At 51.6% G+C, this 12,916-nt stretch carries 11 protein-coding genes; 1 reads left to right on the top strand and 10 read right to left on the bottom strand.

Translation table 11 applies throughout. The annotated features are described in order from the left end of the window. Positions 1–1,242 (bottom strand): carbamoyl-phosphate synthase large subunit (carB, locus tag KK083_RS17520; protein WP_254165348.1); only part of this gene is annotated, 1,242 nt, incomplete at its 3' end. A gap of 348 nt (positions 1,243–1,590) precedes the next feature. Here carB and KK083_RS17515 point away from each other — a divergent pair. After that, positions 1,591–3,285, top strand: a complete 1,695-nt coding sequence (locus KK083_RS17515; RefSeq protein WP_254165337.1) for a GMC oxidoreductase — start codon at positions 1,591–1,593, stop codon at positions 3,283–3,285. 53 nt (positions 3,286–3,338) lie between these two features. Here KK083_RS17515 and KK083_RS17510 read toward each other — a convergent pair whose 3' ends face one another. The 9 genes from KK083_RS17510 to KK083_RS17470 form a co-directional block, all read right to left on the bottom strand. After that, the gene (locus KK083_RS17510) at positions 3,339–5,837 is read right to left on the bottom strand and encodes a T9SS type A sorting domain-containing protein (RefSeq protein ID WP_254165336.1); all 2,499 of its coding nucleotides are present in this window, start codon (positions 5,835–5,837) and stop codon (positions 3,339–3,341) included. 69 nt (positions 5,838–5,906) lie between these two features. Then, on the bottom strand, positions 5,907–7,238 hold the full coding sequence (locus KK083_RS17505) for a DUF58 domain-containing protein (RefSeq protein WP_254165334.1): 1,332 nt from the start codon (positions 7,236–7,238) through the stop codon (positions 5,907–5,909). Continuing rightward, complete coding sequence (locus KK083_RS17500) at positions 7,238–8,215, bottom strand: AAA family ATPase (protein WP_254165332.1); 978 nt, start codon at positions 8,213–8,215, stop codon at positions 7,238–7,240. The genes KK083_RS17505 and KK083_RS17500 overlap by 1 nt, the downstream gene beginning before the upstream one ends. A gap of 265 nt (positions 8,216–8,480) precedes the next feature. After that, complete coding sequence (locus KK083_RS17495) at positions 8,481–8,858, bottom strand: GxxExxY protein (protein WP_254165330.1); 378 nt, start codon at positions 8,856–8,858, stop codon at positions 8,481–8,483. Next, positions 8,855–9,307, bottom strand: a complete 453-nt coding sequence (locus tag KK083_RS17490) for a DUF4350 family protein (protein ID WP_254165328.1) — start codon at positions 9,305–9,307, stop codon at positions 8,855–8,857. The genes KK083_RS17495 and KK083_RS17490 overlap by 4 nt, the downstream gene beginning before the upstream one ends. Continuing rightward, positions 9,277–10,095, bottom strand: a complete 819-nt coding sequence (locus KK083_RS17485; RefSeq protein WP_254165326.1) for a DUF4350 domain-containing protein — start codon at positions 10,093–10,095, stop codon at positions 9,277–9,279. Before KK083_RS17485 ends, KK083_RS17490 begins: the two co-directional genes overlap by 31 nt. 7 nt (positions 10,096–10,102) lie before the next feature. Continuing rightward, positions 10,103–10,891: a DUF4129 domain-containing protein gene (locus tag KK083_RS17480; protein WP_254165324.1), complete on the bottom strand. Its 789-nt coding sequence runs from the start codon at positions 10,889–10,891 to the stop codon at positions 10,103–10,105. Positions 10,892–10,903: 12 nt separating this feature from the next. Further along, positions 10,904–11,899 carry a hypothetical protein gene (locus KK083_RS17475; protein WP_254165322.1) on the bottom strand — a complete coding sequence of 332 codons (996 nt, stop codon included), beginning with the start codon at positions 11,897–11,899 and terminating at the stop codon, positions 10,904–10,906. Then, positions 11,877–12,845, bottom strand: a complete 969-nt coding sequence (locus KK083_RS17470) for a stage II sporulation protein M (protein ID WP_254165320.1) — start codon at positions 12,843–12,845, stop codon at positions 11,877–11,879. The genes KK083_RS17475 and KK083_RS17470 overlap by 23 nt, the downstream gene beginning before the upstream one ends. Positions 12,846–12,916 lie beyond the last annotated feature (71 nt).

The following is a 12,916-nucleotide window of genomic DNA, read 5'->3' as shown; positions in this document are numbered from 1 at the left end:
CTTTCCGTCAGCACCGATACCATTCCTTCTGATCTCCAGCGACTGACATGCTTTCTGCAGCGCTTCCTGGAAATTTCTTCCGATACCCATGGCCTCACCTACTGATTTCATCTGCAGGCCGAGCTTGCGGTCTGCACCGTGAAACTTGTCGAAGTTCCAACGGGGGATCTTCACGATCACATAGTCGAGCGCGGGTTCGAAGTAAGCCGTGGTGGTTCCGGTGATGGCGTTCTTCAACTCATCGAGGTTGTAACCGATGGCGAGCTTGGCGGCGATCTTGGCGATGGGATATCCCGTTGCCTTCGAAGCCAGCGCAGAAGAACGTGACACACGCGGGTTGATCTCGATGCCGATGATCTCGTCGTAGTTGTCGGGGTTCAGCGCGAACTGAACGTTGCATCCGCCGGCAAATTTACCGATGCCATTCATCATCTTGATGGCGAGGTCGCGCATCTTCTGATAGGTGGTATCGGGCAGGGTCATGGCAGGCGCCACGGTAATGGAGTCGCCGGTATGAATACCCATCGGGTCAAAGTTCTCGATGGAGCAGATAATGATCACGTTGCCGATGCTGTCGCGCAGCAGCTCGAGCTCGTATTCTTTCCAGCCCATGATGCTTTGCTCCACCAGCACTTCGTGGATGGGCGAAGCGTGCAATCCGCGGTTCAGGGCTTCGTCAAAATCTTCGGGTGCGTTCACAAATCCACCGCCGGTTCCGCCCAGCGTATAAGAGGGCCGGATCACCAGCGGAAAGCCGATCTCCTGCGCAATCTCTTTTCCCTGGAGGAAAGACGTGGCCGTGGCACCTTTACAAACACCTACACCGAGCTCGTGCATTTTGAGGCGGAACTTCTCACGGTCTTCCGTGGTCTCGATCGCCTTGATATCCACACCGATGATCCTCACGCCGTAGTGCTGCCACAGACCGGCCTTATCACAATCGATACAAAGATTCAGCGCGGTTTGTCCGCCCATGGTGGGGAGCACAGCGTCGATGTGGTGCTTCTCCAGGATCTCACGGATGGATTTTTTTGTAAGCGGCTTCAGGTAGATGTGGTCCGCGGTCACCTTATCGGTCATGATGGTGGCCGGGTTCGAGTTGATGAGCACCACTTCGATACCCTCTTCGCGAAGTGAACGCGAGGCCTGCGATCCGGAATAATCGAATTCACAAGCTTGACCGATGATAATAGGACCACTTCCGATGATCAGTACGGAACGGATACTTCTGTCTCTTGGCATTGTATATGTTGGAAAGGCGTGAACAAAATTGGGCAAAAATATACCATGATTGATAGTTATCACATGATTGCCCAGATTTTTTTTACCGCGCTCCGCAATTCTGCGGATAGGCCTGATTGCGACCCTGTTAATGCTTTTTCCCGCCACCAGCTTCGTAGAGAATTGATGGCAGCCGTGTCCATTTAAAAAATAATTTCAGGGTCAGTCGGGGCGCGCCACGTCTTGATGTTTGACACGGGGATATGCCAGGTTGAAACCTTACGGCACTTCTGACACCGTTTGCAAAACACTTTTTCGTGGATTTAAAAGAATTTCACATCTTCATCCGTTTTAAAGTTGCCAGAAATCATGAATCTTAATCTCAAAGCAAAACAACAAAATACTTATGACGCCATTGTGGTGGGTTCGGGCATCAGCGGAGGTTGGGCAGCAAAAGAGCTTTGTGAAAAGGGATTGAAGGTATTGATGCTGGAGCGTGGCAGGCCCGTGGAGCATCCCAACTACGAGACGGCAACAAAAAACCCGTGGGAGCTGGAGCACGGCGGACGCCTCACCGAAGAAGACAAGAAACGGTGCCACATCCAGAACCGGCATTACTCCTTTCAGGGCGATAACAAACACTATTATATTAATGACCTCGAAAACCCCTACACCGAAGTAAAGCGGTACGACTGGATCCGCGGCAATACGGTGGGTGGCCGTTCACTGCTGTGGGGCCGCCACTGTTACCGGTGGGGAGACCTCGATTTTGAAGCGAATGCCAAAGACGGACACGGCATCGACTGGCCCCTCCGCTACAAAGACCTGGCGCCGTGGTACGACTACGTGGAAACTTTTATCGGCGTAAGCGGGAAACCCGAAGGACTAAGCCATTTCCCCGACGGAAAACTGCAGAAGCCGATGGAGCTGAATTGTGTGGAGCTGCATTTCAAATCGGAGGTAGAAAAGAAATTCCCGCAAAGGAAAGTGACCATCGGCAGGGTAGCCAACCTGACGGAGCCTGTCAAAGGCCGGGGCATTTGCCAGTATCGCAACCTGTGTCACCGCGGATGTCCGTATGGCGGCTATTTCAGCACCAATGCCAGCACACTTCCCGCCGCGTTTGCCACCAACAATCTTACTTTGCGCCCATACTCGCTGGTGAACAGGGTGATCTACGACGAGCAGAAGGGCCGCGCCACCGGTGTGGAGATCATCGATACGGAGACCAGCGAAGTGATCGAGTTCTATGCCAGCATCCTGTTCCTGAACGCGGCAACACTGGCCACAACGTTCCTGCTGCTGAACTCTACATCGAACCGTTTCCCCAATGGACTTGGCAACGACAGCGACCAGGTAGGAAGAAATCTCATGGACCACCACAAGAACGCCGGTGCATCTGCCCAGGTGGAAGGTTTTGAAGACCAATACTATTTTGGAAGAAGAGCCAACGGCCTTTATGTGCCACGATACCGGAACCTGCATGACAAACGTACCGATTACATCAGGGGCTTCGGCCTCATGGGCAGCGCAGGGCGTGCGGGATGGTTCGATCAAAGGTTCGGAGACGATATCGGGGCGGCGCTGAAAGAAAGCATTCAAACACCTGGACCGTGGCGCATCAACCTCGGAGGCTTTGGCGAATGTTTGCCTTATGCCGATAACCGTGTCACGCTCAACACCAATCAGAAAGACAAATACGGAAGAAACACCATCACCATCGACTGTGAGTTCAAAGACAACGAGAAGGCCATGCAACAGGATATGGCTGCCTCCGCCGCCGAGATGCTGGAAGCTGCAGGATACAAAAAGGTGAAGCCTTTGGTGAATACATCTTTCCCCGGAAACGCCAACCACGAAATGGGTACGGCACGTATGGGCCGCGATCCAAAAACATCGGTGCTCAACGCGTTCAACCAGATGCACGCCGTGAAAAATGTTTTCATCTCAGACGGATCGTGCATGACCTCAACGGCCTGTGTAAATCCATCGTTGACTTATATGGCGCTCACGGCACGGGCCTGTGATTATGCGGTGAGTGAGATGAAGAAGCAGAATATCTGAGTTCCGTACCTCGTTTCCGATAGCTATCGGGATCGTACTTCGTACCTGAGACTTTACTCGTTTACCTTAACGAGCTTTCGAATGACCGTTTCTTCGCCACTCGTTGCCCTGATGAAGTAGAGTCCTGCCTGCAGCGTGCTGATGTCCATCTGATGGGTTGTGTTATAGGGTCCTATCGCCCATTCATCGTTGAGCACAACCTGACCGCTGGGGTCCACCACCTGGATCTTTACCTGGTCACTGTGCGACAACCAAAACTCGAGGGTAACGTCGCGCGTGGCGGGATTCGGATAGGCAGCAAAAGTGGTTGCTATAGAAGCTTCGATGCCGGTGACCGGGCCCTGAATGGAAAGATTATCGATGGCCCATCCCCATCCGTGTGCTGCCTGATCGGCAAAGAGCCTGAAGCGGATCAGCACTTCATCGCCTGCCGCAAAAACATTTTTCTCCAGCATGTTGATGGTGCGTTTCCTGAACAGCTGTGGATTACCCGTGGAGAGCGAGTTGTCATGACTGATATTCAGGTTGTAACGGGCAAGCCATGCGGCATCAGCGCGGGCGTTATATCCGTCGGCAAAAGGTTTCCAGGTATGGCCACCATCTTTTGATCCTTCCACGATCACGTAATCATAAAAGTCGACGTCGCCAAAAACAGCACCACTCTTGCTGGGCTCGACCAGAACAACCTCATCAAACTGAATGAAAGGGTTGCCGGCGTTGAGGCGAATGGGGATCTGGAGCTGATAAATATAGTTACTCTCATTGTTTATACCAGAGCCATCTTTATACGGATGATCGGAATGGATCGCCGCGTTCGTAAAACCCGAAGGTGTTGCCATGCGCAGGCCGCTGCCGATAAAATCGACAGAGGTCTGGTTGAAGTCAGTGACGTAAGCATCCCGCACGGCCATGATGCCTGTGATCAGCACGGAATAGTTGCCATTGCCCGGAGCGGTGGCCACGTTAGCGCCTGCACTGTTGTCTGTGGCCACGATCCTGTATTCGATGCTGTTGCCAATGGCAAGGCCCGGCGGTATGCTGATCAGCGTTCTGTAAATATCATCGCCGGCAGTGACCTTCTGCATCGCCTGTTGCTGCAGGGCGCCTCCGTTGATGCTGTATTCGATCCTCGCCTGCTGCACGGCAAGGTTATCGGTGATGGTGGCTTCGATCGCCAGTTCTGTTTCATCGTTGAAGATGTAGTCTACAGGTGTGTGAACAATTTCGGGCGCCTGGCTATCGGTGCCGATGTTAAAAACGATCAGGTCTTGCACCGGTTGTTGCTTTTGCGTCTGGATCTTTCCGGGATTGGTGAACGTTCTGTTCAGCACATCCGTCACGGAAATATAATATCCATAACCCCAGTTGGTGGTAACGCCGGGAAGCGAAGCCTGGAATTCGTTGGTGACGCCGGTGGGTGTCATGGCCACCTGTGTGAACGTGACGTTGTCTGTGGTGTAGACCAGTTTCAGCTGATCGGGCAGGTAACCGTTATCACTCAGGATCTTCGCCTTAACGATATACGGCGCGCCATCCTTGCGTTCGGTGTCTCTGAGTCTTTCGTGCTGGATCTTGGTGAACACCCAGCCCATGTCTTTGAAGATGTTCAGCAGGATAGGCCCCGGGTTGTGAATAGATTCTGCAAAGTCGATCTGCGGAGTCATCAGTCGGTTGGGGTCTCCGGCAGCGTTGTAAGTATTTTCATTGAGGTGGGCGATGCTGGAGCCACCATCGAAAGGTGAGGGCGCAAAAAGTCTTGGGCGTGCACCGCTGGCCCCCGCAGTCGCCAGCGGTGAATTATAAAAGATGCTGTTGCTGGTCAGCTGTGTACCCATGGCTGCCGAAGGAGAAACAAATTCAGTGAACAGTTTCTGGCCGGTGCCGTTTTCCACAAAAAGATCATAGATCAGGGGCGGATCGTCATTGCCAAGGCCAACACTTCCCTGCGTATTCACAACATCATAGGTATCTGTAAAGCCCAGTCCATGCGCGATCTCATGTAGCACAATGGTGACAAGATCCATTTTACCCGTAGGTGTGTTGCCATCGATGCCGAAATACCAGTTTGTACCGCTGTTGAAGGAAGCAACGATCTCGGGATCGTCAGGTTCATTGAGCTCCCGGCCGGCGATCTTCTCCGCCAGCGCCACGGGATAAAAGGTATTGAGATTGGGTGCGCCGTCAAAATTGGCGTGGGCCGAACCCCACACTGCCTGGCCCAGCACACCGGGACTGAGCGACTGCCACTGTGCCCTGATCTTAATGGGGATGGTTGAGTTGAGCTGCGCAGCCCAGATGTCAACGGCGCGCTGAAACGCAATGCGGGCCTGGTTGTCTGCGGGGAAATTGATGTACTCTACCTGGAATTCCGCGGTTTTTGTGCGGGCAGCTAACTGCCGGGGTGCCGGAATGTGATCAGGATTGTTTTTGTTGCTGTGATAGCAGATGATGGGTCGCCGCGGCCTGATGCTCATGGCGTGTTGGGCGAGCGTGATACCGCACTGCAGCAACAGCATGAACGTACAAAATCCTAATCTGTAGATAGATCTCATAGGTAGTACCGCAACGTGTATCAATCTCCATGCCCGCCTGCTCTCAGACAACGAAAAGCAGTGCCGAATTTATATCAACCCCCTTGCCTTTAATTCCAGATACTTGTTAATGGTAGCCACCGTCAGCTGCTGGGGTGTGGTAAGTACCGCCTGAATACCGTGTTTTTTCAGCTCTTTAACGATCTGTTTTTTCTCAAGGGTAAATTTTTCCGCGATAGCCTTATGATAAACTTCCCGCAGGTCGCCGGCGGGCTGTTCTATCAGGTTTTTCATTTCTGTATTTTCAAAAAAGATCACTACCAGCAAATGAAGCCTGGCGAGTCCCTGAAGATAGGGCAGCTGCCGTTGCAAGCTATACATCGATTCAAAGTTTGTATACAGCAGCAACAGGCTCCGTTGGGTGATCTTCCTACGAATATAGTTATGAACAATGGAAAAGTCAGTCTCGCGGTAGGCGGTTTTCTGATTGTACAAAACTTCAAGGATCCGGCCCATCTGGTTGCTGGTGCGGCTTGCCGGAACAAGCGTGCCCACCTTATCCTGAAAAGTGAGTATGCCGGCCTTGTCCGATCGTTTGATCGCAATGTTGGAGATCACCAGGCTGGCGTTGATGGCATAGTCGAGCAGGCTCATCCCGTCAAAGGGCATACGCATCACCCTGCCTTTGTCGATGAGGCTGTATACCTGCTGTGAACGCTCATCCTGAAAATGATTCACCATCAAACGTTCTTTTCTGGCCGTAGCCTTCCAGTTGATGGTTCTGAAATCGTCTCCGCTGACGTATTCCTTGATGAGCTCGAACTCGAGGTTGTGCCCGATGCGCCTGATCTTCTTGATGCCGGTTTCTGTCAGGCGATTGGAGATGGCCAGCAGCTCATATTTGCGCATCTGGATGTAAGAAGGGTACACCGGCACCGTCTTATTGGCAGAGAACGTGAACCGCCGCAGCAAAAGTCCCAAGGGAGAGCTCACAAATACATTCACAGCGCCAAAAGAATATTCACCACGTTTTACCGGTCGCAGGTAATACCGTATGGTTTTGTTATCGCCGGGTTGCACCTGCAGGTAAAAGCTCACATCGCGGCGTTGGAACTGGTGAGGGATCTCATCGATCACGCGCACCGACACCACAAAAGCATAAAAATTTTCGAGGTAGATCCTCAGCTCGTTATCGTCGCCGTTCGAAAGCTTCTCCGGTGTGAACCGATGGCCTTGCATACCTTTTTGTGTACGATAGAGCAGCAGCAGGTCCGTGAGCACCAGGGCACCAGCGATGAAGAACAGCACCTTCGGCACAACGATGTAACCGCCCAGTATGAAGGTCGCAATGAAACAGGCAGCGATCACACCCGAGGCCAGGAAGAACCTGTTGCCGAGATATAGGCTTCGAAGCAGTTTCACTAGCGGGGCACTTCGATCTTGTCTATGATCTGCTTCAGGATCTCATCGGTGGTAACGCCTTCCATCTCCTTGTCGGGCGTGAGCATAACGCGGTGGCGCAACACCGGCGCGGCCATGGACTTGATATCTTCCGGTGTAACAAAATCGCGACCGTTGATGGCGGCATATGCCTTGGCGCTGTTGAGCAGGGCCACGGAAGCTCTTGGCGAGGCGCCGAGGAACAGCGACGGGTTGCTGCGTGTTTCGTGAATGATCTGGCCGATATAACGGATAATATTTTCTTCGAGGTGGATCTGCTGCACCACGGCGCGATAATTTTTGATCTGTTCGGCAGTGAGTACGGGAGCGACATCGCTGGTGGGAACAGCACCCCTGCGCTGGTGATGCCCGTTGATGATGGCGATCTCTTCTTCCAGGTTCGGATAGTCTACCTGGATCTTGAACAGGAACCGGTCGAGCTGCGCTTCGGGCAAACGATAGGTGCCTTCATGCTCGATCGGGTTTTGCGTAGCCACCACGATGTACGGTGCCTCCATTTTGTAAGTGTTGCCATCTACGGTCACCTGTCGTTCTTCCATCACCTCGAAGAGCGCTGCCTGTGTTTTGGCAGGAGCGCGGTTGATCTCATCGATCAGCACAATGTTCGAGAAGATAGGCCCGGCTTTGAATTCAAACTCGGATCGTTTCACGTTGAACACTGAGGTACCCAGAACATCTGATGGCATGAGGTCAGGTGTGAACTGAATGCGGGAAAAGTTTACAGAGATCACCCGCGAAAGAAGTTTTGCGGTGAGTGTTTTGGCGACGCCTGGCACCCCTTCGATGAGCACATGACCATCGGCCAGGATGGCGGCCACCAGCAGATCGATCATGTTGGTCTGGCCAACGATCACTTTGCCGATCTCCGCACGCACGCGCACCAGGCTTTCATTCAGTGCGCTGAGGTCAACACGATTTGCAAAAACTTTTTCTTCCATGAGTTAAAGGGTTGGGTTCTGATGGGAATACCGTTCACGCAAAGAGCGCAAAGATATTTCACAAAGAACGCTAAGATTTTTTTTATAAGTTATTAACGATTCGATGAATTCTGCTTTTTAGTATTTTGTAATAAAATTAAATCAGCAAACCTAGCTAAGCCTTTACGTGCTTTGCGCTTCTTTGCGGCTTTGCGTGAACCCTGCATTCAAATACCGTTCACGCAAAGAGCGCAAAAGATATTCGCAAAGAACGCTAAGATTTTTTTTATACGTTATTAACGATTCGATGAATTCCGCTTTTTAGCATTTTTGTGTTGAAGTTAATCAACAAACCTAGCTTCATGCCCGAGAGCTTTAGATAGGTTAAGACTTGCGCGTGATGTACTGGTTCAAGCATTTCAACTGACTTTATCTCTATGATCAGCTTGTCATTAACTATAATATCTACCCGATAGCCAATATCCATTTTAAGTTCCTTATAAATAAATGGCATCGGTACCTGTCTTTGAATACTAAGGCCGCCCTCTATCAGGTCGTAAGCGAGCGCACTTTCATAAGCAGACTCGAGCAGTCCAGGGCCTACCTTTTTATGCAGCTCAAGCGCTATTCCAATTACCTTATATGAAAGTTCGTCTTCTGTCATTTAATTTCTTTGCGATTTCTTTGCGCTTCTTTGCGGCTTTGCGTGAACCCTGCATTTCCTGCATTGAATCTCTCGATCTTATTATTCAAATCCACCAGCTGACCGGCAGAGATCACAGTCGAGGTCGATATAAAAGAGATCGTTTTGAACAGCTCCTCTATGTCTTCTTTGCGATTGCCTGATTTACTGGCCAGGGCCGTGAAAAACTCGTCGTTGAGCTGGTTGGTCTTCAGCAGGTATTTTGAACGGATCTGCTCCAGCAGAAAACTGACTTTCTTTTCCGCCAGATTCCTGTGGTCGCCATTCTGGTAATACAGGTTGCCGATGGTCGACACAAATTCAAGCGACGTGTTGGCCAGCGGTTTGATCACGGGGATGATCCGCTGTTTGCGTTTGGCCTCGAACAGCATGAACAGGATCACCGAAAAATCACAATATAATAAGCCCATGCGAGTGGCTCACTGGTGAGAATGAACCGCAGCGGAGTTTTGGATTCCATTCTGCCCAGGTGATAGTATTCCGTCCATTGCACATCACCGGGCTGCAGATACGAAAGTGTTTTTGAAGCAAATTCGTAATTCGTGCTGTCCAGCAAATAGATATTGGTGAAGGCCAGCGGTGTGCTGTTCAGAATAAGATGACCCTTGCCCCACGCCATGCGGATGGTGACAGGCCAGCCGTAGTCGTTCCTGGCAATAACGGTGGTACGGGTGCTATCGAAGCTGTCGAAATAATTGTGGATGTTATCACGCTTGAACATAAAGTGCGCCGTGGTGTCGAGGTACCGGTTGGTTAACTTCAGGTAAGATGTGTCGTTACGGGTAAATCGCTCATCACGACTGAACAGATAGTCGTACGTGCCAAGGTTGAGGGTGTCTGCCAGGTGCCCCTGGAAATATTCTGCCGAAATAAATGCAGTACCACCCCTGGCTGCGTGCTCCAGCAGCACGTCGGCGTCTTCTTTATCGCAGCTTACCCGTGAGCCAAAGATGATGATGTTCTCTCCTGCCTGCAGCGAATCTTTCAGCTCATACAGCGTTTGATACGAATTAGCGATGTGTTTTCCTTCGAAGAGGGCTGGCAACAGTTCGTTCAGGGCATAGGTGCCGTAGGGATTTTTATCGTCGTGGGCCAGGGTTACCGACCAGTTATACTGCTTGGGGCCTAATAGCTTGACGGCCACAAAGAGACTGATCGCTCCTACCACATAGATGATATATTTCCAGTCCTTACGCATGCAACGGTCAGCCTAACTTACTTTTCCAATCCACAAAAGTGTTCTGCGCTTTGCCGAAGGTATCGCTATTGATCGCAAAGTTCCCGTACCAGGCATAGTCGAAGTAGAAGCTCAGCTCGTTGAGGCCATTGCGCAGCTCGCCCTTGCGCAGCTCGCCCACGTACTCGTGGTTGGTCTTTCCTGACTCCCAGTGGATCAGCTGCTTATCTGAAAGAAGCTTCAGGGCATAAAGGAACAAGAGCCTGATACCCCGGCGATAGTCCTGCCGGTCTGCGGCCTCCTGGATGAGCTTATCGAAGTCCATTTCGTGGATGTTCTCGTCAAGCACCTGGTATTGCTGCGCTGCGCCCTGCCCCGAATAGAGAATTTTGAAGGCGTTCACTTTGAGCATCAGCATCACCAGTGCCACGAGCAACGCCAGGGCTATTGTATAAACGATCAGCCTTCCCCAGTCGGTGGTAACAGCGCCCGTGAACAACTTGCCCATCAGGTATCTGACCCACGCCCAAAACCTGTCCCACAGGCTTTCTGCCACGGTAGGCGGTTGCTCATAGTCGAGATCAGGATCTGATTGGAGGCGCCGAACCTGCTCTTCGCTGAACGACCGCTGATTTATCTGCAGCGAGTCGGGCGGAATGCGGATCATCGTCGCTTCGTTGCTTTCTTCCCGGGAAATGTTTCCGTCCCCCTCCGTCACAACGGTTGTGTCGGCATCCGCGAAGGTGCTGTCGTCCTGTGCGTGCGACGGGATGATCGCCAGGAATAAAAGAATAGAAAATGTTAAAAGGGTCTTCACACGCGCTGGCCTTTAGTAGTGCTCGTCGGGTGCGGAAGAAGGTGTTGGCGCAGGTGCCTGGCCAATGGAACCGATCTGGCTCATCAGCCCTTTTGCCTCCTTGCGCTCCACCAGGTTAAAGTACTGAAAGGCAATCCCAACGTTGGGCAGGGTGTACATCACCATCTGGGCCAGGTAGTAGAGCGTGAGAAAGATGAGCGAAATGGTCTGAAATCCCGAGGTTGGCTCTCCAACCCCTTCCACACCTGCGTTGTGCAGGCTGGAAACCAGCGTGATCACATACCAGGGGATCATGAACACATAAGAAACGACCACCACGATAATATAAAGCACGATGATAAGCCCGAAGGTGCTCCACCATTTTCCCTGTACAAGTTTAAAAGACCGGGCGAGCGCCGCAAAGAAACCGATGCGTTCATAGGCACGGATAATGAAGACCAGCGAGCTGCTGAAGAGCAGGTAAACCAGCAGACAGAACAGGGCCATGCCGCCGAAAACGATCAGCACAAGAGAAACATTGGCGAGCAAAACCACCGGGATGACCATTGCTATGTACACGGCGATCGACACGATGGTGAAAAGTAAAGCGGTGCCAAAATACATCCAGAAGGTATCGCGCACGCGGCCCCACACATCTCCCACTTCAATGCGGTTGGTCTTCCTTTCTTCGTAGAGCAGAATGTAATTGTTGATGGTGGCGATGGTAGCCACTGTACTGACCATGAGGAAAACACACATCAGCAGCAACTGCAGCCAGAAGTTGGGGGTCAAGAACATGTCACGGATCACCTCCGGATTGCTGCCGCGGCCCATGGAAAAGGAGGCGCTGAACATGTCGTTAAAGAACGAGCCCATCAGCAGGCTGGCCAGCAGCACCGGCGGACCGGCAATGAACAAAATGCTTTTGCCCAACGGTTTGAAGTTCTGCCGCACAAATTCAAAAGTGACATTCATCTTACGGCTGAAGTCACGCGTCTGATGATAATCAATGAGTGTGAAATTTTCCATTTTTTTTGAGTCTGTGAGGATATACAACAAAGTAATACACCATGATCAACGCCGAAACCCCTATGATCAGCGCCTTGATACTCCAATGCATAAACGCATGGCGCGTTACAAATGATTCAATGAATCCGGCGATCACGAAAAAGGGCACCAGGCCGATGATGATCTTCAGGCCCTGGATACCACCTTGCCTGAACGAAACCAGTCGTGAATAGGTGCCGGGAAAGATCAGGCTGTTGCCCATGGTAAAACCCGCCGCGGCCGCAATAACGATAGACGACAGCTCGATGGTTCCATGAAGCATGATCACGGGCAGCGCCTGGGCCAGCTGATTTTCGTTGTAAAAGAACATGATGAAGGTGCCCACCATCAGCGCATTGTAGAAGAGGTAGAATCCGGTGCCGATGGAGGCAAACACACCAAAGACAAAAACACGGAAGGCCACCATCACATTGTTCCAGGTGATGAAGAAGAACATGGTCACCGGACCCATGCTCGAATAGATCCCGGTGGGGTTTCCGTCCTTGATATTCTCCAGGGTCTGATTCACGTAACCATCGCCCAGGATGAGCCTGACAAACGTATCGTCATAGAACGTGGAGACAGCGCCCATGATGCCGGCGATGACAAAGATGATCAGGGCATACAACAAAGGTTTACGCGCGTGGTACATCGCTTCGGGTACTTCATATTGCCAGAAGGTGATGAACCGGTTGCGGTCTTCGCGTTTGTTCCGGTAGATCTGCAGGTGAATTTTGCCGGCCAGCGCATTCAGGTACTGCGTTGTGCGGCTTTCGGGGTACCTGGTGCGTGAAAAAGAAAGATCGTCCGTTACCTGAATGAACAACTCAGCCAGTTTATCAGGCGATGCCTGCTCCTGGGCTTTCACGGTTTTTTCAAACTCTTCCCAGCGTGCTTTGCTCTGCTTGACGAATGCTGCTTCTTTCATATTCAACCCTTTCAGCCCTTTGAGGGTTCAGAACCCTCAAAGGGTTTGTGGTTGTTAATGACGTAAAAAGA

This window comes from Chryseosolibacter histidinae (assembly GCF_018598225.1).
Classification (GTDB): Bacteria; Bacteroidota; Bacteroidia; order Cytophagales; family Cyclobacteriaceae; genus Chryseosolibacter; species Chryseosolibacter histidini.
The sequence above is the reverse complement of the archived record's forward strand: the minus strand, read 5'-3'. Positions and strand labels throughout refer to the sequence as shown.